Consider the following 17,981-nt stretch of genomic DNA (forward strand, 5'->3'; position numbering starts at 1 on the left):
GGGCGTGGTTAAAAGTACATGGCCCTTTCAAGAAATCTGCGCGAATCTGCGTAATCTGCGGACGAAAGAGCAAGACGTCCTTTATCCGAGCTTCTTTTCTCTGGCTCCCGCGCTCCAGTGTCATGAAACCTTGGCCAAACCAAATTACGCACGATATTTTTTTAATACCGACCAATTCGTCGGCTTTGTTTCAATGAGTAGCGGCGGCGATACTGTAACGATAGACTATGAACTCGACGGTGCCGGCGGCAATCCGATCTCGTTCAAGAACTGTGATGATGTGAAAAAAACTCCCGCAACCGATGTAGCCACGCACCAATACCACCTTTGGCGATTAATGCAAATAAATTGCAAAGCGGTCACAATGTGGCATAATGCAATTGCCGGCACCCGAAGTCATTGGCCTGCTGCTTTTGACCATGCGTTTATCGCAGGTCTTCCCGCCACGGCTATTCCCGATTTAGGAGGAAGCTCGCTCGATGGGCGAAAGGGGTTGCTGAAAGATGCCGAGCCCGCGCTGGAGACTAGCACGATTGATTCTCACAGCACGAAAGCGATCCTTAGCGGTGATTTGGCTATCACCTATGTGTTGATGGGACGCGGTGATTTTGATCACAACGGTACCGAAGATATCTTGTTACGATTAGACTGGAATATCACAACCGCCTTTGGTAAAGGGTTTAGTTTGTTGTTGCTTTCCAAGCCCAGCGTTTCCGCTGCAGCTGAAGTAGTTTGGCGTGATGGTTGAAAAGCATGGCGTGGATTTCGTTGATGAATATCCGCGAGTTACCGAGGAGGATATGGAACGTGCTGTTTTCCGCATCGGGCTCAAACCAGCGCCGAAGAGACAATTGGTTCTTATCGATACCGGATTAGTAGAGTATTTCAAAGCCAAATCGGGCCAACAGGACTACCAAGAACTTATTGACAATGTTTTGCGCTGGGCAATCAAGCATGATGTCAGGTAACTTCGAGCCGGCTGGCTGAAAAAACGTCGGCTGGCTCCCCACGCTCCAGCGTGGGAGCAAATCTCGACGCTCCAGCGTCGATTAAGCGCCTCGGTAGGCTAACAGCCAACGCCTATCGGCATAGAGGAGGCGAGTCCGCGGGAGCGGACAAGACGGCGTTCCCACGCTGGAGCGTGGGAATGAGCACATCCACCATCGCATGGGAGGGTATATGGCAAGAGGGGTCAACAAAGTCATCTTGATTGGTAACCTGGGTGCCGACCCTGAGGTCCGCTACATGCCCAGCGGCGATGCCGTCGCCAACGTGCGCCTGGCGACTAGTGAGTCCTGGAAGGACCGGAATACCGGCGAGACGCAGGAGCGTACCGAGTGGCACCGGGTCGTCTTCTTCGGGAAGCTGGCCGAGATCGTCAAGCAGTACGTGCACAAGGGGTCCAAGATCTACGTGGAAGGCAAGCTGCGGACCCGCAAATGGCAGGGACAGGACGGGCAGGATCGCTACACCACGGAGGTGGTGGTGGATTTCAACGGCACCATGCAGATGCTCGACAGCCGGGGTGGGGGCGCGTCAGTGCCCTTCGCCGATGATCCGGGAGGACCGGCACCGGCACCGGCACCGACTGGGTCCCCCCCGACTGGCAGCAGCAGTGGTTCCCAAGCGACCGATGACAGTGGCTCTCAGCCGGCCGGTAAGCCGGATTTCGACGACGACATTCCTTTCTGATGGCGCCTGGGTCAAGTTCCGAGAGATTACAGACTATTTTAAGGAAGACCTTGTGGCGCTGAGCGCCCGGTTGGGTCTGCGTCGGCGTATCACCCCTGACCCGCCGTACACCGCCAAGTAGCACCCGATCGAGCACCGCTTGTTCAGCCACATCGAGCGCAGTTTAAGCGGCATCCTACTCGCTTCGTCCCGCACCACCTTGGAAGCCATATAGCGCACCCGCGCCCAGATTGGCCTCATGGTGAAAAGATACCTCTCTCACAAATGGCGCCGGTGACGCTTAACTTTAATGGCATCGAGGTTTATGCGCCATGACAGCGTTCTCGGAAAATGGAACCCTGCCGTCGGTGCCAATGGGTTTTCGTGATCGAAGGTGTTGCTTATTTTTGAGCGCTTACCAAGGATAAAAAGTTGATACAGCCCTTGGGAGAAAAGACGCGTGGCGCAAGCTATAGACCCGATATCGATGGGTTGAGGGCGATTGCGGTCAGTTCGGTATTGTTGTTTCACCTCGATGTGGAAATGTTCAGTGGCGGATTTGTCGGGGTAGATGTTTTTTTTGTAATCAGCGGTTTTCTGATTTCGCGCTTGATTAAGGATGAAGTAGAGAAAAAGAAATTCAGTTTTTCAAACTTCTATGTGAGACGGGCAAGGCGTCTATTCCCAGCCTTGTTCTTCACCTTCGTTGTCAGTTTTGTTTTTGCTTTGCTTATGTTTTCGCCGCAACACTTTGAGCGGTTTGGTGGTTCACTTCTGCACGCGGCGATTAGTCTTTCAAATTTCTATCTTTGGAGTGAGTCTGGTTATTTCGATTTGGAATCGTCCGTTAAGCCGTTGCTTCATACTTGGTCGTTAAGTGTCGAGGAGCAGTTTTATTTGTTTTGGCCGATTGTCCTTGTCACCTTGTTGAGAACTGGATTTAAATACGGTGTGCCGATTTTCCTGATGATCAGTGGCGCATTCAGCCTCTATCTGAATCAGATCTTTTTGGATGGACGGGTTTCCTTCATATCAGACCTGTCATCTACCGTAGCTGAATGGATAAAAGAGGGTCCGGCAACGATTTTTTACCTTGCTCCATTTCGTGTTTTCGAGTTTGCTATTGGTGCCAGCCTAGTGTGGTTCGTTCACACTCAGCCGAAAAGCAGAATCGTTTCAGATGTCATTTTTCTGACCGGGCTGGTCTTTATCGCTATCTCTGTCGTTTTCTATACCAAAGAAACATTGTTTCCATCCTATTACGCGCTGCTTCCTTGTGTTGGGGGCGCGTTGGTTATCTACAGTGGAGGGAATGCGGTTTTTTCCAGTAAGCTGCTGAATAATAAAGTCGCGGTTAACATTGGGCTTATAAGCTATTCACTTTATTTAGCCTATTGGCCATTGATTGTCTTCTATAAATACTATCTATACGACGAGCTGGTTGCGCGCGATAAAATCATAATAGTGGTTGCGTCCTTTGTCATAGCTTATATGATGTATTATTTTATCGAGCAGCCGTTCAGAAGACCCAGGTACACCGGCGGTGCGCAATCCAAAGGAGCCGTTGGTTTCATTTGTGTATCGCTCACGCTTCTGGTGGTGGTACTTGGAGCCTATGTATGGGTGAATAGTGGATGGAAGTGGCGTGTTTCCAGGGGAGCGGACTTGGGGGATGTTTACGGTCTTGATGAGCACGCTAAAAAGAACGTACTCCATGACCACTACAAAAAGATCAACAGGTGGTCGGCAGTACTCGATTTTGGTGATAAGAAGGACATTTTGATTATCGGAGATAGCCATGCTAGCCAATACTATTGGATGGCAAACTATTTATATGAAAAATACGGTCTGGGGACGACGATCTTCAGCAGTTCAGGGGGATGTCCTCCGATTTTCAATACTTACAATTTATATGATGTGCCGGAGGCGATTAAAAATGAACCGGAAATACAGTTGGCATGTAAAAGGCAAACTCGAATTTGGGAGGAGTTTGTTGAGGAAAATGCAATGCGGTATGAATATGTTATCCTATCCGCAAGATGGGACTTGATGTTTGAGCGAGGAATATACTTTAAGAAAAGGCCACCACATCATTTGTTGGTAGATAAAGATGACCCGAAATTCAGTGTTGCTGATTCCAAAAGAACTTTTAAAAAGAGATTGGCCGAAACAATAGATAAAATAAAAAAGCTCGGGTTGACACCTATTGTGTTTGGCCAGGTAGCGGACCACGAAATACCATTGTGGAAGTGTGACAACTTTCAGCTCATTCTGTACTCCGAAAAAGGGCTCACGAAGCGTTGTGCCATTGTGCCTAAAAGCCTTGTTCTTAAGCGATTAGCTTGGGTTACGAATACGATCAGGGAAATCGCATCATCTAGCAATGTCGCCACCATGTTTCCAACGGATTTTTTATGCGATAACGAGGGTGAGTATTGCAGGACTCATTATGAGGGGGCCAGGTTGTATAATGATGGAAATCACGTAAATAAAGGCGGTGCCCTTTATCTTGCATATAGGTGGAGTATTTCTGATATATTTCCCTTTAGATGATACTTATGCTGCATCGACTTCAAGAATACGGGGAAACTCCGGTTCGGTATGTCCAACCCTTCCAAATCCTTCATGCGAAGCATCTTGGTGACTGGCGGCGCCGGCTTCATCGGCGCCAATTTCGTCCATTTTCTCATCGCCGAGACGGCTGTCCAGGTCATCAATCTGGACAAGCTGACCTACGCCGGCAATCTGGATACCTTGGCCCCGTTGCGGGGCAACGGCAGGCACGTCTTCATCGAGGGCGATATCGGCGACCGCGACCTGGTGCGGCGCCTGCTCAGGGACTACCGGGTGGACGCCGTGGTCAACTTCGCCGCCGAGAGCCATGTGGACCGCTCGATCGAGGGTCCGGCCGCCTTTATCGAGACCAATGTGGTGGGCACCTTCAACCTGCTCGATTGTGCCCGGGCCTATTGGGCGGATCTCGGGGTTGCCGGCAAGGCTGGCTTCCGCTTCCTGCAAGTCTCCACCGACGAGGTCTATGGCTCACTCGGTCCTACCGGGAGTTTCATCGAGACGACCCCCTATGCACCCAACTCGCCCTATGCGGCCTCCAAGGCGGCCGCGGACCACCTGGTGCGGGCCTGGCATCACACCTACGACCTGCCGGTGCTCACCACCAATTGCTCCAACAACTATGGTCCCTATCAGTTTCCTGAGAAGCTGATCCCTCTGGTGATTTTGAAGGCCCTGCGGGGGGAGCGGTTGCCGATCTACGGGGATGGGTCCAATGTGCGGGATTGGCTCTATGTCACGGACCACTGCCGGGCCATCTGGCAGGTCTTAGAGGCGGGGCGTCCGGGCGAGGTCTATGGCGTGGGGGGAGACAGCGAGTACACTAACCTGCAGGTCGTGGATATCCTCTGCGAGCTACTCGATGAGTTCCTGCCCGATTCGCCCTACCGGCCCCACGGGCAGCTCAAGGAGTTCGTCGCCGACCGGCCGGGACACGATAGGCGCTACGCCATCGACGCGCACAAGCTGCGCTCGGAGCTGGGGTGGGAGCCGCAGGAGCACTTCGAGAGCGGGCTGCGACGGACGCTGGTGTGGTATCTGGAGCATCAGACCTGGTGCGAGCGCGTCATGGACGGCAGCTATCGAGGCGAGCGTCTCGGGTTCCCCCCATGAACAGAAAGGGCATCGTGCTCGCGGGCGGCGCCGGCACCCGGCTTTATCCCTTGACCCGCACCATCAGCAAACAACTGCTGCCGGTCTACGACAAGCCCATGATCTACTATCCCCTTTCCATACTCATGCTGGCGGGGATGCGCGAGATTCTGGTCATTACCACGCCCCGCGATGAGCGGTGTTTTCGGGACTTGTTGGGGGACGGCAGCCGCTGGGGAATACGCCTGGACTATGCGGAACAGCCTAAACCCGGTGGATTGGCGCAGGCCTTCATCATCGGCAAGGCGTTCATCGCCTCGCATCCGAGCTGCCTGATCCTGGGCGACAATATCTTTTACGGCCGGGGCCTGGTCGGGCAGCTGCGGACCGCGGCCGAGCGGGAGCAGGGGGCCACCGTGTTCGGGTACTGGGTCGGCGACCCGCAACCTTACGGGGTGGCGGAATTCGACCCCAATGGGTGTGTGGTCGGCCTGGAAGAAAAGCCGAGGCACCCGAAATCCAATTACGCGGTGACCGGGATCTACTTCTACGACCATCAAGTGTGCGATCTGGCAGCCGAATTGCGGCCCTCCGCCCGCGGCGAGCTGGAAATCACGGATCTCAACAACCGATACCTGGCCCAGGGGGAGCTGTTTCTAGAGAAGCTGGGGCGGGGTGTCGCCTGGCTGGATACCGGGACCCACGAGTCGCTGCTACAGGCGGGGAACTTCATCGAAACCATCGAGCTGCGCCAGGGGTTGAAGATTTGTTGCCCGGAAGAGATCGCTTACCGCCAGGGCTGGATCGATGCCGATCAGCTTGCGATCATCGCCGATTCACTCACCAAGAGCGGCTACGGCGACTATCTCCTCGAGCTCCTGGCGCGGGATGGCTAGGGGCTGTTGACATAATCCTCGTGCCAACCGCTAATAGGACAAGATTGACAGGATGATCAGGATTAACAGGATTATTTTTCTTAAATAACAATTATAACATCCTGTGAATCCTGGAAATCCTGTGAATCCTGTACTATTTAGGTGAAGTGGTGCCGAAGTACCGCTAACCTCGGTTTGATTCTTCCATCGGAAATGATTTTTTGCCGCAAATAAACGCGAATCAACGCAAATCGGCCGAAATCGATTCGCTATCATCACCGAGGTAGTGTTTTAATCTTGTTGTTGCCGAGTACGGGGGACCTTGAAAGATTCTCCACCATGGAATTTTTCGAGGCCCCCTATATTCGGAAACGACAAGACTGGAACACCACCCATCGCTGATTCTTGATCCATTTGCGTGTATTTGCGTTGATTTGCGGCTAAATCTTCCAGGGTGATCCTGCCCGCTTAATGTTATTGGTGAGTGAGAGCATCTGCACCAGCCATGAAGGTGATCGCCACCGAGCTACCGGGGGTCCTGATTCTCGAACCCAAAGTATTCGGGGACGAGCGGGGATTCTTTATGGAGACCTACCGGCGCGACGACTATGCCCGGCACGGCATCCCACGAGACCTGGTGCAGGACAATCTGTCTTACTCACGTCGGGGGGTGCTGCGCGGACTGCACCTGCAGTGGCCGCATCCCCAGGGGAAGCTGGTGCAGGTGTTCAGCGGTGAGGTCTTCGACGTGGCGGTGGATGTCCGCCGGGGTTCGCCGACCTTCGGGCGCTGGATGGGCGTACACCTGTCCCGGAAGAATAAGCGCCAGCTCTGGGTTCCTGCCGGGTTCGCCCATGGCTTTTACGTTACCAGTCCTGCTGCCCTGTTCGCCTATAAATGCTCTGATTTCTACTACCCGGAAACCGAGCTCTGTGTGCGTTGGAACGATCCCGACATCGGCATCGATTGGCCGCTGGACGGTCAACCCGACCTGTCTCCCAAGGACCTGGAGGCCAGGTTGTTGCGTGATGTCCCCGCCGCCAGTCTTCCCGTCTACAAGTAAACCGCATCCTTATGCTGAACGAGACGGCCGCGCGCCCACACATCCTCCTGATCGGCGCGAACGGGCAGGTGGGTTGGGAGCTGCGTCGTACCCTGGCGCCCCTGGGCCAGCTCATCGCTGCGTCCCTGGATGGTGCCTGGGGGCCGCGAGTGGACCTCGCCAACCCACGTGCCATAAGCGACCTGGTCCGGGAGTCGGCACCCGATGTGGTCGTCAACGCCGCCGCCTACACGGCGGTGGACAAGGCCGAGGAAGAATGCGAGCTGGCCCGGCGCATCAACGCCGAGGCACCCGGTCTGCTCGGTGATCTGTTGCATGGGCGCGGCGTACCTATGGTTCACTACTCGACGGATTTCGTGTTTTCGGGCATGTTTTCGGATGAACCCGAGCGTCCCTATCGCGAGGACGATGCGCCAGAGCCCCTGAACCTTTATGGTGAGACCAAGCTCGGGGGCGAGCAAGCGCTCATGGCCACCGGGGCCAATGCCATCATCCTACGCACGAGCTGGGTCTACGGGGTGCGCGGCAGCAACTTCCTGCGCACCATGCTGCGGCTATTCGACGAGCGGAAGGAGCTGCGCATCGTAGACGATCAGATCGGCGCACCCACCTGGAGCCGGATGTTGGCCGAAGTGACGGCGCAGATCCTGTATCGGATCCTGCGGGGCGACCTTGATCCGGAGCGGGTCAAGGGTATCTACCATGCGACCAACGGCGGCCAGACGAGCTGGTTCGACTTCGCCCGCGCTATTCTTGATATCAGCGGTCACCGCTGTAGACTCCTGCCGATTCCGACCCGCGAATATCCGGCCCCGGCACGCCGCCCGGCCTATTCGGTGCTGGACAACACCAAGCTCCGGGAGACCTTCGGCTTGGCCTTGCCGGATTGGCAGGTCTCTTTACGGCAGTGTCTGGAGGACCTGGGATTTTGTGGGAACCAAGTCGCATCCGATCGACTTTCGAAAAGTTTTAAGAATGGCCGATTATCCTCGATAGCATGAATCTCAATCCAACCTGGCCGCAGGAGATGGGCATGAAAACAACACCCTTAATATTTTTTGCCGCAGTCGTGCTTGCAGGTTGCTCTTCTACCGGCAACGACTATTGCAACTATGGGAATAGGGACTGCACCAATGTGATCGACGGGGATCCCGTCAACCTGGTCAGGCAAAAACTGACAGTACGCCGCCACACCAAGACCGACCTGGATAACAAGTGCGTGGACTGCATCTTGGCCGATGCCACCGAAATCCTGCAGACCAAAGACGGCGCAGACGATGTGGCCTGCCCGGTCAGATTGGTACGGAAAGGCGACGTCACCGAGTTCAATACCGGAAGCGGCAGCATCGACAGCCAGGCCGATTTCGATACCATCATGAGGCTGCCGGGAGACGTAAAACTGGTCGACGAGATCAACTGGTGCGGCAGGTATGTGGTTGCCTATGGCTGCGCGCAGCAAAACAAATCATTAGCTGTCGTTCCGATCAGTTCGGATAAGGCAGGTATCTTGTGGGCCCATGAGTATGGCCACGTTAAGGGCCGGGGCCATCGGAATGCCGACAGTGCGCTCATGCACAAATGGCTCAGTGCCAGGAACAAGAAGATAAATCGAGCCGAATGTAGCGCCCTTCGAAAATGAAATTTCTGATGGTTCGGAGACTTGTTCGAGTAAAGATCGAACACAACCTGGAGGTAGACCATGCGCAATCTCAATCTGAAGATCCTGACAGCATTGATATCCCTGACATGGGCCGGAAGCGGAGTGAGCCAAGGCCAGGGCTCGATGGACATTAAAGAATTCGTGCGGCAATTTTACATTCACGGCGTGCCCTACGCGGAAGCGAGCAAATACGATGCCTCTGTGGTGCCTACCTTGCTGAAGATGCTGCAGGAACCCAAGGAGCAGGACCATTGGTCCAACATCGTTGTCACCCTCGGGATGATCGGCGATGAAAGCGCTGTAGAGCCGATGATCGCGTTCGTCGAGAGACTCAAGGAGAAAGGCACGCCGAATCGGAGCCAACGCAGGGCCAAGACGGCTGCCGTCATGTCGCTCGGGTACCTGATCAATAAATCCGGGAGCCAACGGGCCTTGGATTACCTGACGACAACCCTGAAACCTCAGGCGTGGACCGACAGTCTCCCCGCGGCAGCCGGTCCTTTCGCTGCTACCACAGCGGAGCAGGACGAGGACTTGGGCAAATACGCAGCCATGGGTCTGGCCTTGTCGGGGAGTCGCAAGGCCGCCGAGGCGCTGAAGGCGACCCAGGAGTCGCTGGAGTCGAGTGACCACCCGATGGCGCTCCCGATGGCGACGGTAAGTGCCCCCCGTTCCGGTTTTGATGTTAGCGAAATGGTCGAGGAAGCCTTGCGTGCCAATCAGGAGATCGCTGACAAGGGCTTGGCGGAGTACTATCGATAACCTCGATCCGGCAGGATTCCCCCGGAAAAGTTAGCCGCAAATCAACGCAAATGGACCCAGAACCGTCGATGATGGTGAACCGATCGTGACTGATTTGCATCGATTAGCGTTCATTTGCGGGTAGTGGTTAAGGTCTAAATGGAAACAGCGCCATCAGCAGTGGGTTGGACACGCCGTAAGCTTCACCCCCGTTCTCTCCGGGAGAGAGTCTGCCCCGAGCGCAGCGAGGGGGCCGGGGTAAGGGGATCAAATCAAGCAATGGGGCGTGGTTAATGAACCGCTCTATTACCCAGTTGCGCTGAAAATTTCATGGTAAAACCACTCCCTGTCATCTCGACCGAAGGGAGAAATCTTTGGCGGTAAGAGGACCACTTAAGTTACAAGATTTCTCGCTTCGCTCGAAATGACAACGAGTAAAATTAGATGAAATTGGGTGCTACGCTAACCATTTAAAAATTTACCACTACCCATTTGCGGCAAAGGTTGTGGTAAATTTTTAACTGATTAAACTTTAATCACTACCAAAAGTTGAACATGACCTGGAGGTAGACCATGCGTAATCTCACGCTGAAGATCCTGGTGGCAGTGGCGGCCCTGACCTGGGCTGGAAGCGGGGCAAGCCAAGGGCCTATCAAAGAATTCGTGCGGCAAGTTCCCATTGACAGCCTACCCTACGCGGAAGCGAGCGAGTACGACGCCTCCGTGGTGCCCACCTTGCTGAGGATGCTGAAGGATCCCAGGGAGCAGGATTATTGGTCCAACATCGTCGCCACTCTCGGGATAATCGGCGATGAAAGGGCTGTGGAGCCGATGATCGCGTTTATCGAGAGACTCGATGAGGGTACGCTGAATCGGAGCCAGCGCAGGGCCAAGACAAGCGCCATGATGGCACTCGGGTATCTGGTCAATAAATCCGGGAATCGCAGGGCCCTCGATTACCTGATAACGAACCTGACCCTTCCGGTACGGACCGAGGGTTTTCTTGTTGAGCAGTTCGGCGCCACGGCGGAGCGCGAGCTGAACAAATACGCGGTCATGGGTCTGGCCTTGTCGGGGAATCGCAAGGCCGCCGAGGCGCTGGAGTCGATCCGGAACTCGCCAGAGCTGAGTGACGACCGGGCGGCGCAGGAAATGATCAGCGAGGCGTTGGCTACCAACAAGAAGATCGCCGACAAGGGCCTGGCGGAATACTACCGCACGTCGCAGCCTTAAAAAGCTGTCAAAAAGGGCCGTAGGCCAGAGTCGGGAGTAGGCTGGGTTGAGGAACGAAACCCGGCATTTACGAGCAAGCCTGGTCTGCCGGGTCTCGTCCCCTGTCTGCGTCCCTGCCTGTGCGTCCCTGCACGCAGACAGGCAGGGACGCACAGCCAGGCAATCCCTGCTGGAATGACAAAGTGGGAGCCAAACGAACCGGCCTCATAATCCTTAAGTTAATGGCAACGGACCAGGCCCTGACGCTTTACCGAATGGAAGCTGATCGGAATGCGTAATAATAGTGATAGGGCAGGCGGTGGCTGGTTTATACCTCTCTTTCGCGGGATACATGTGATTTTGGCCGTGATGTTATTGGGGATTATTTACTGGCTCCCACCTATTGATATAAAAGAAGAGCTACGGCCGGAGTGGACTGACAAAAGCCGTGGTATGGTGACTTTTTCGTTCGCAGAGCTGGCGTTTGCGGAGCATGATAAGCTTGTTGCTGAAATAGCCGATAACGCAAAAAGTATGTACGAGTGGTTTCAACTTAAATTTATTTATATCGGTACAGTCTTTGCTGGTGTGTTTTTCAATCTGTACTTCAGGGATCGAGAACTAAAATCCGGTCAAAAGACTGATCAAAATCATGCACAGGTAATAAAAGGTTCAATAATCGGACCGATTGGTTTGGGAGTAATTGCTATTTCTTTGTTCGTATGTGTAGCGGCCGATCTTCATATTAAAGACCGACAAAAAGGGTCGGAGGAGGTCGGATTGTGGATACGTTATTTTATTGAGCCGGTCTTTACGGGCCCCTTGGAAGGGCAATGGATTGGGTGGGAGAAATTTTTGCGTGACGCCGGAGATAAGGGAGTCGAAGATAAGCAGGTGGAACCAAAAAATAAGAAGGGGGAGTTGAAAAAGGAAATCATATCCGGATTACACTTCACAGTGGAGGTAAGGCTGTTCAAGTGGATTTCGCTCCACTCGTTGACTTTTCTGGTTTTTATTTTTTATGTCTATGCAATACAGGAGTGGCAATTAAATTGGCTTGACAAAAAGGCGAAGAAGGAGGTGGAGAAAGAGGTGCTGGATAGCACGATGTTCTGGGCGGTATTTTGGCTGATCCATGTTCTGATTCTCGCCCTTGCGACGCTATTTCATACTCTTCCGGATACTTTGGTCTTTAAGAAAGTGGATTTGTTTACTCTTTCCTTCACTCCGAATATTTTGTATTTTGTGACAGCAACAGTGCTGTTGATGATCGTGAATTGGGGTGGTTTAAGAGTCTTGCGTTATGTGTCTCGATAGGACGGGGTTAAAGAATATGCACACGTAACTGTTCAGATGTCTTATATATTTATACCTGAATACCGACAACCCCCAGCGAGGCTCCGCCTCAGACCAACAAGGCGTGAATTTTTGTCTGGAAGCCAGAGAGGCACAAACCTAACCTGGGTGTGAATCCATGTCCTTGTCGTTTAACGCCAAGGCGTAAGGTCGCCACGACGCCAAGCAAACCAAAATAATCTTTGCGTCATTGCGACCTTGCGTTAGATTCGAAGGGGACTAAAGGGTTACTACTCGATTTTTTTGTGCAGCGCACAAACTTGACTCATTTGTAAAGCTCCGGATCCCTCAAGGATCCTAGTTGCAGACTAATGCCATCTCGGAAGGTACGACTAACCCAACCGACCACCACAAGCGGCCGGCAGCTGACTTAATGGCATTGAGTTGTAGGCGCCGGCAGCGCAGTCAAATGATTTGTCCCGGAGTTCAACCACGAGGCGACCATGACAGTGACCTTTAACAATCGAATGATCTCTCTAATCTTGGTCGGGGCATGCTTAATTCCGGGAATAGTCGATGCTGCCGGTTGTCGAGCATCGTTTTCGGAAATGGGTTATAGCCGTTTGTGCTGGTTGTTCGATGAAGGGAAAGGTAAAACCACCTGGCATGTGTCCGGCAATAGCCCTGGGGGAGGGCCTTATTTAGGGGATGACTATTACGCGAATAATTGGAACTACGGAAGCGGACGTGACGACTTGGGGTTGAATGTGAAAAGCGGTTCGGCCGGCACGGTAATTTATGCGCAAGACACCGGAGAGGGTTACGGAAAGCAGGTGATTATTCAAGCGCGTGAAAATACCAACTTTGCTATCCGGTATACCCATCTCGATGAGATCCGCGTAGCGACGGGAGACGCCGTAGATGTGGGAACATTGATCGGCACGGTCGGAGATAGTGGTCTCCCACCCAATCGCTGTAACGCCGCGGGTGGCTGGCGATGCCCACAATTACACCTGGTCGTTTACAAGAATATCAATGAGATATCGCGTTACAATCGAACGGCGTTGTCTTGGTTGAAGAAAGGTCGATCGCCTTTGAGAGTTGTCGGAGACCGTCCCACTAAGTTCGCGGCAAAATTCAGGGTCGCTGATCCGTAAAATGCCCCAATGACTAACCGTATCGAGACCAAGGCCCTTGGATCTCCCCTCACCCCAACCTTCTCCAACCCTCTTTCCCAAGGAGGGTGTCGTAAAAACGGTGGTGTCAGCTGCCAGTTTGTGAAGTTTAAACCACAGAGGACACAGAGAACCTAGAGAATCGGCCTGTGCTCTTCTCTGCGTTCTCTGTGTCCTCTGTGGTTCGAAAGGACTTTTGCGACACCCTCCCAAGGGGGCGAACGCAGCATTATTTTCGATTTTCTCAGTAAGCGAGGGCGGGTGTTTGGTCTGCCCGGAGATTCCGAGGAACAGGAGTTGAAGATGAATCGAGTCGGCTTCGTAGGATGGCGCGGCATGGTGGGTTCGGTGCTCATGGATCGGATGCGCGAGGAACAGGACTTCGCGGACATCGACGAGCCGGTCTTTTTTTCCACGTCCCAGGTCGGTCAGGATGGGCCGGACCTGGGCAGGGGCAGCGCCCCTCTGCAAGACGCCCGGGATCTCGACGCCTTGGCCGCCATGGATTTGGTGCTGACCTGTCAGGGGGGCAGCTACACGCAGGCGGTCTACCCGGATCTAAGAGCCAGGGGCTGGCGAGGCTATTGGATCGATGCCGCCTCGACCCTGCGCATGGCGTCCGACAGCGTCATCGTACTCGACCCGGTCAATCGCGAGGTCATCGATGTGGCCCTCGCCGCAGGCAAGCGGGATTTCATCGGCGGCAACTGCACGGTCAGCCTCATGCTCATGGCCCTGGGAGGGCTGTTCCGGCACGGCCTGGTGGAATGGGTCAGCGCCATGACCTATCAGGCCGCCTCCGGCGCCGGTGCCCAGCACATGCGTGAGCTCCTCGCCCAGATGGGTATCCTCCACGACAGCGTAACCGAGCTGCTGGCGGACCCCGCTTCCGCCATCCTGGACATCGACCGGGTGGTGACCGAGACCATGCGCGGGGCGCGATTTCCCACGGCCCGATTCGGCGTCCCCTTGGCGGGGAGCCTGATTCCCTGGATCGACACCCAGCTCGAGAACGGTCAAAGCCGGGAGGAATGGAAGGGCATGGCGGAGACCAACAAGATCCTCGGGCGCCAGGGCCGGCCCATCCCCATCGACGGTACCTGCGTGCGGGTCGGGGCCATGCGTTGCCACAGCCAAGGACTGACCATCAAGCTCAGCGGTGACATTCCGCTGGATGAGATCGAGGACATGATCGACTCCGCCAACGATTGGGTGACCCTGGTCCCCAATGAGCGGGAGGCTACGGTGCAGGCACTTTCGCCGGCGGCGGTCACCGGCACCCTGGAGATACCGGTGGGGCGGTTGCGCAAGCTAAATCTGGGCGAACGGTACCTCTCGGCCTTCACCGTCGGCGATCAGCTCTTGTGGGGAGCGGCCGAGCCCTTGCGCCGTATGCTGCGTTTGTTGCTCGAACCTTAATATGTCCAGCAGAGCAGTACCGAGGAATCATTTTTTGCCGCAAATGAACGCGAATAAGATCATGCGTGTTCATTGCCGCTGTGGGAACTGGTCGTCGTAGCGTTCCATGAGGTAACACAGGCAATCCTGGCGAATGGCGGCCTCGTCACGGGTGAGCATGGCGGGCATTACCGGCAGCTTCAGGCGCAGTTCGCCCTGGGCGATGGAGAAGTAACGGTCGGCGACATCCCTGCCTTGCTCGTCTCGGACCTCAAGCCGGACCCTCTTGTGCGTGTTCACGCGGCCAAGGGTAGTGCCGCGGGGCAGCTCCCGGAAGTTGAAGCGCTCCAGCTCCGGGCTCAACAGGATGTCGGCATGCCCCGGTGGAAATCCGAAGCTCACGGCCTCCGGTATCTTGACTTGGGCGACGGTGTGGAAGAGGTCCATATCCCTGGAGACTACCGGGTGTTTCGGCAACGCGGATAGGTGCAGGCAGGCATCCAGATAGTCACGGGCGTGGTCCACGCCGTGCTTTTCCCCCTCCTTTCCGCACTCCAAGGTTACCGCCGGGCCCAGCCGACTCATGGCGAGGGATTGCACGCCGCAGGGTCGGGTGAAATAGACCAGGGTGCGGCTGAACAGGGTTGCCAGGTGCAGATAGCGATTGTCCAGGACATTGACGCAACCATAGTGGGGGTTACAGCCGGTATTACTGTGGATATCCACGCTGGCAAAGAAACCGCGTCGCCGCATGATGGCGACGACCTGTTGCATCATGGTGTGCTCCGGTGTGGGGGGGGATTCACAGCCGGGCCAGATCCGGTTGTAGTCGGGTTGACCCGGGAGACGGCGTACCCCTGAAGCGGCGGCGGAGACGTTGCCGATGAACAGACTCAGGGTGCGCGGTAGGCGCAAGGTACCGAAGCGTTTCCGGTAATCGGCGAGCAGGGAGCGCAGGGCGTTCCACCCCACCGGCTCGTTGCCGTGCAGGAGCACGGATACAAACAGGGTCGGCTCCCGGTCTCCGGGAAGATGGATCAGGGTCGGGCCGCCGAGCACGGCCTCCAGGTCGCGGGGGCCGGTCTCCGCAAGACCGGCGGGGAGTGTGTGGAGTTCTTGGAGCATGGTGCGGGCCAGTACGGATACTCTCAACTACCGATAACATTGAGCCGGCAGGATTCTCCCGGAAGATTTGTCCGCAAATGAACGCAAATAAACGCAAATAGATTTAAGAATAGGGCTCTTGAAAAATAGGTGTTTTCACCATCAATCGAATATAACTCCTTGATTTCATAGCAACTTAAGTCTTTTTAGACAGCCTCTTAGAGTTAAATGTCAACACGCCCCAGGGTCGGCAAACCCATGGTATGGCGGCTTGAGCTAAGGCAATCATAGGGGCCATTGGTGAACCGGCAGACCGGACTCCTGGTGCTCCAGATAGGCGGCGGTCAGGGCCGTGAGATCGCGTCCGTGCCGTGCGATCCAGGCCCGCTGCCAGGCAGACCCGGTTTGTCCGGTCCGCAGCCTGCCGGCGATGATGCCCAGCCAGTGTTCCGTCTCCGCGGCAGCGATGCCGAGTTCGGTCAGGCCCCGGCTCGCCCGGGGGAGAAGATCGTCCGTCAATACTTGCCGGAGGGTCGATGGACGTCTGTCGAGCCACTCCACTTCGGCGTCGAGTCCCTCACGCGCGGCCTGGTAAAAATTGCCTTTGGCGACGCTGAAGGGCATGCGCCGGCGGGGGTGTGTACCCTCTTCGGCAAAGGACTGGACGGTGCCGAAATAGAGGGCCGCATTGGCGATGGCGTCCGCAATGCTAGGGCCGGCGGGCATGACGCGGTGCTCGATACGCAGATGGGGAGTACCGGTGGCATCGAAACCGATCAGCGGTCGGTTCCAGCGCCAGATGGTCCCATTGTGCAGACGCAGATGGGCGAGCCGCTCGGGAGGTTCGTCCATAACCTGCGGCAGCAGCACCGGGAAGCGATCCAGGTTGGCGTGGAAGCACTCGAGCACCGAGTCTTCCACATAGCGCAGTCCGAAGGTGGCCCGCTCGCGGAAAAAGGGGCCGCCCACTGAGAACGCTTGCTCGAACAGGGGAATGCGGCTTTCCTCCCACAGGTCGCAGCCGAATAGAAAGGGGGAGTTGGCGCTGACGGCCACCATGGGGGCGGCCAGTACCTTGGACCAGTTATAGAGTCGGCCCGCTTCCTCCGGGCTCACCTGCAGATGGATCTGGAAGGAGGTAGTAGCCGACTCCGTCATCACGTTCTGCGGTTCCAGGAACAAGTGATCTTTGCCCCGGATATTCAGGGTGAAGGGACGCCTCCGGCGCAGCTGGAGGATCTGTTCGTTGAGTGCGCGGTAACGATTGAGCGGACTCATGTGCGCCATGTCGAGGTGTTCCGGCCGCACCGTCGGCAAGATGCCGATCATGGCCAGTCGAGCATCGAGTCCGGCCGCAGCCTGTACACAGTGTTTCCAGGTGGCCTCCAGCTCTACCGCCAGTCGGCTCAGGGCGTCCCCCCGCAGGCGTTGTGGGGTACCGTTTATCTCGGCGTTGAAGGTAGCCAGCTCCGGCACGACCAGGGGGTCGGCCAGACGTTCCAGAAAGGACTCGACGATCGGGGCGGGACTCAGGTCGGCCGCAACCAGATAGGCCTCGAGCTCGAAGCCTCCGACCTTAGGGGTCGAGGCAAAGACACCGTCCCGGAACCAGCCCTCCAGCAGCTCTGTTTCCTGGCGCAGGCGTATCCCAAAGGTCTCGAAGTCGGCTGGCGTAAAGTGGGATGTATCGATTTCCTGGCCCATGATATTGACCGAAGACTAGCGAGGCTTCGCCTCAGACCGACGAGGCGTGAATTTTTTGTGCAGTGCAAAAACTTGACCCATTTGTTAAAGATGCGGGTCCATCAAGGAATCCCATAAGGAATCCCAGTACAGCGATACCCAAGTACCGATAACATGAGAATCATTTTTTTCCGCAAATGAACGCGAATCAACGCAAATCGATTGCAATCGGCTCGTCATCATCGACGATTCTTGGTCCATTTTCTCGTTCCCACGCAGCGCGTGGGAACGAGAGAACGAAATCCGTTTCCGGGGGACCGGGCTTACTACGAATCACCGCGTTTCAGCATTCGGTCGAGCGCCTGTAAACGCTCCGGCGTGCCGATGTCGAGCCAGCGGCCTGCATAGTGTTCGCCGCTCACCAGACCGCGTTCCATCGC

General features: G+C 55.5%; 17 protein-coding genes (1 of these 17 running past the window's edge). 14 read left to right on the top strand and 3 right to left on the bottom strand.

Annotation, left to right across the window (positions count from 1 at the left end):
• The first annotated feature begins 4 nt into the window (after positions 1–4).
• From E1958_RS05795 to asd, 14 genes are all read left to right on the top strand, one after another.
• Positions 5–748, top strand: a complete 744-nt coding sequence (locus E1958_RS05795) for a hypothetical protein (RefSeq protein ID WP_133511037.1) — start codon at positions 5–7, stop codon at positions 746–748.
• Entirely contained in the window at positions 741–968 is a 228-nt protein-coding gene (locus E1958_RS05800; protein WP_133511038.1) for a hypothetical protein, read from the top strand. Before E1958_RS05795 ends, E1958_RS05800 begins: the two co-directional genes overlap by 8 nt.
• A gap of 211 nt (positions 969–1,179) precedes the next feature.
• Positions 1,180–1,692: a single-stranded DNA-binding protein gene (gene ssb, locus E1958_RS05805; RefSeq protein WP_133511039.1), complete on the top strand. Its 513-nt coding sequence runs from the start codon at positions 1,180–1,182 to the stop codon at positions 1,690–1,692.
• Between the two features lie 411 nt (positions 1,693–2,103).
• Positions 2,104–4,224, top strand: coding sequence for an acyltransferase family protein (locus E1958_RS05810; RefSeq protein ID WP_133511040.1), 2,121 nt, complete (start codon positions 2,104–2,106; stop codon positions 4,222–4,224).
• A gap of 72 nt (positions 4,225–4,296) precedes the next feature.
• Complete coding sequence (gene rfbB, locus E1958_RS05815) at positions 4,297–5,355, top strand: dTDP-glucose 4,6-dehydratase (RefSeq protein ID WP_133511124.1); 1,059 nt, start codon at positions 4,297–4,299, stop codon at positions 5,353–5,355.
• Positions 5,352–6,230, top strand: a complete 879-nt coding sequence (gene rfbA / locus E1958_RS05820; protein ID WP_133511041.1) for a glucose-1-phosphate thymidylyltransferase RfbA — start codon at positions 5,352–5,354, stop codon at positions 6,228–6,230. The genes rfbB and rfbA overlap by 4 nt, the downstream gene beginning before the upstream one ends.
• Positions 6,231–6,714: 484 nt before the next feature.
• Positions 6,715–7,272 (top strand): dTDP-4-dehydrorhamnose 3,5-epimerase, encoded by a 558-nt coding sequence (gene rfbC, locus E1958_RS05825; RefSeq protein ID WP_133511042.1) that lies wholly within the window; start codon positions 6,715–6,717, stop codon positions 7,270–7,272.
• A gap of 11 nt (positions 7,273–7,283) precedes the next feature.
• Positions 7,284–8,273 (top strand): dTDP-4-dehydrorhamnose reductase, encoded by a 990-nt coding sequence (gene rfbD, locus E1958_RS05830; RefSeq protein WP_133511043.1) that lies wholly within the window; start codon positions 7,284–7,286, stop codon positions 8,271–8,273.
• Between the two features lie 32 nt (positions 8,274–8,305).
• The gene (locus E1958_RS05835) at positions 8,306–8,911 is read left to right on the top strand and encodes a hypothetical protein (RefSeq protein ID WP_133511044.1); all 606 of its coding nucleotides are present in this window, start codon (positions 8,306–8,308) and stop codon (positions 8,909–8,911) included.
• Positions 8,912–8,971: 60 nt separating this feature from the next.
• Entirely contained in the window at positions 8,972–9,694 is a 723-nt protein-coding gene (locus E1958_RS05840; RefSeq protein WP_133511045.1) for a HEAT repeat domain-containing protein, read from the top strand.
• 552 nt (positions 9,695–10,246) lie between these two features.
• Entirely contained in the window at positions 10,247–10,906 is a 660-nt protein-coding gene (locus E1958_RS05845) for a HEAT repeat domain-containing protein (protein ID WP_133511046.1), read from the top strand.
• Between the two features lie 270 nt (positions 10,907–11,176).
• Positions 11,177–12,202: a hypothetical protein gene (locus E1958_RS05850; RefSeq protein WP_133511047.1), complete on the top strand. Its 1,026-nt coding sequence runs from the start codon at positions 11,177–11,179 to the stop codon at positions 12,200–12,202.
• A 482-nt stretch (positions 12,203–12,684) separates the two neighbouring features.
• Complete coding sequence (locus E1958_RS05855; RefSeq protein WP_133511048.1) at positions 12,685–13,338, top strand: M23 family metallopeptidase; 654 nt, start codon at positions 12,685–12,687, stop codon at positions 13,336–13,338.
• Between the two features lie 321 nt (positions 13,339–13,659).
• The gene (gene asd / locus E1958_RS05860) at positions 13,660–14,775 is read left to right on the top strand and encodes an aspartate-semialdehyde dehydrogenase (protein WP_089726888.1); all 1,116 of its coding nucleotides are present in this window, start codon (positions 13,660–13,662) and stop codon (positions 14,773–14,775) included.
• A gap of 69 nt (positions 14,776–14,844) precedes the next feature.
• On the opposite strand, the gene E1958_RS05865 is transcribed toward asd, so the two are convergent.
• The 3 genes from E1958_RS05865 to murU form a co-directional block, all read right to left on the bottom strand.
• The gene (locus E1958_RS05865) at positions 14,845–15,879 is read right to left on the bottom strand and encodes a M14 family metallopeptidase (RefSeq protein WP_133511125.1); all 1,035 of its coding nucleotides are present in this window, start codon (positions 15,877–15,879) and stop codon (positions 14,845–14,847) included.
• A gap of 264 nt (positions 15,880–16,143) precedes the next feature.
• Positions 16,144–17,562, bottom strand: a complete 1,419-nt coding sequence (locus tag E1958_RS05870) for a glutamate-cysteine ligase family protein (protein ID WP_133511049.1) — start codon at positions 17,560–17,562, stop codon at positions 16,144–16,146.
• A gap of 305 nt (positions 17,563–17,867) precedes the next feature.
• On the bottom strand, positions 17,868–17,981 hold the 3' end of the coding sequence (gene murU, locus E1958_RS05875; RefSeq protein WP_133511050.1) for an N-acetylmuramate alpha-1-phosphate uridylyltransferase MurU. It continues 555 nt past the right edge of the window; the window shows 114 of its 669 coding nt (coding positions 556–669); its start codon lies off the right edge, out of view; the stop codon is at positions 17,868–17,870.

Source organism: Candidatus Thiosymbion oneisti, assembly GCF_004359955.1.
Lineage (GTDB): Bacteria > Pseudomonadota > Gammaproteobacteria > Chromatiales > Chromatiaceae > Thiosymbion > Thiosymbion oneisti.

Excerpts from the sequence above, each read along its gene's own strand:
- E1958_RS05845 (WP_133511046.1), top strand. The coding sequence starts at position 10,247 with ATGCGTAATCTCACGCTGAAGATCCTGGTGGCAGTGGCGGCCCTGACC.
- rfbA (WP_133511041.1), top strand. The coding sequence starts at position 5,352 with ATGAACAGAAAGGGCATCGTGCTCGCGGGCGGCGCCGGCACCCGGCTT.
- asd (WP_089726888.1), top strand. The coding sequence starts at position 13,660 with ATGAATCGAGTCGGCTTCGTAGGATGGCGCGGCATGGTGGGTTCGGTG.
- E1958_RS05840 (WP_133511045.1), top strand. The coding sequence starts at position 8,972 with ATGCGCAATCTCAATCTGAAGATCCTGACAGCATTGATATCCCTGACA.
- E1958_RS05855 (WP_133511048.1), top strand. The coding sequence starts at position 12,685 with ATGACAGTGACCTTTAACAATCGAATGATCTCTCTAATCTTGGTCGGG.
- rfbB (WP_133511124.1), top strand. The coding sequence starts at position 4,297 with ATGCGAAGCATCTTGGTGACTGGCGGCGCCGGCTTCATCGGCGCCAAT.
- E1958_RS05865 (WP_133511125.1), bottom strand. The coding sequence starts at position 15,879 with ATGCTCCAAGAACTCCACACACTCCCCGCCGGTCTTGCGGAGACCGGC.
- rfbC (WP_133511042.1), top strand. The coding sequence starts at position 6,715 with ATGAAGGTGATCGCCACCGAGCTACCGGGGGTCCTGATTCTCGAACCC.
- E1958_RS05850 (WP_133511047.1), top strand. The coding sequence starts at position 11,177 with ATGCGTAATAATAGTGATAGGGCAGGCGGTGGCTGGTTTATACCTCTC.
- rfbD (WP_133511043.1), top strand. The coding sequence starts at position 7,284 with ATGCTGAACGAGACGGCCGCGCGCCCACACATCCTCCTGATCGGCGCG.
- E1958_RS05835 (WP_133511044.1), top strand. The coding sequence starts at position 8,306 with ATGAAAACAACACCCTTAATATTTTTTGCCGCAGTCGTGCTTGCAGGT.
- ssb (WP_133511039.1), top strand. The coding sequence starts at position 1,180 with ATGGCAAGAGGGGTCAACAAAGTCATCTTGATTGGTAACCTGGGTGCC.
- E1958_RS05870 (WP_133511049.1), bottom strand. The coding sequence starts at position 17,562 with ATGGGCCAGGAAATCGATACATCCCACTTTACGCCAGCCGACTTCGAG.
- E1958_RS05800 (WP_133511038.1), top strand. The coding sequence starts at position 741 with ATGGTTGAAAAGCATGGCGTGGATTTCGTTGATGAATATCCGCGAGTT.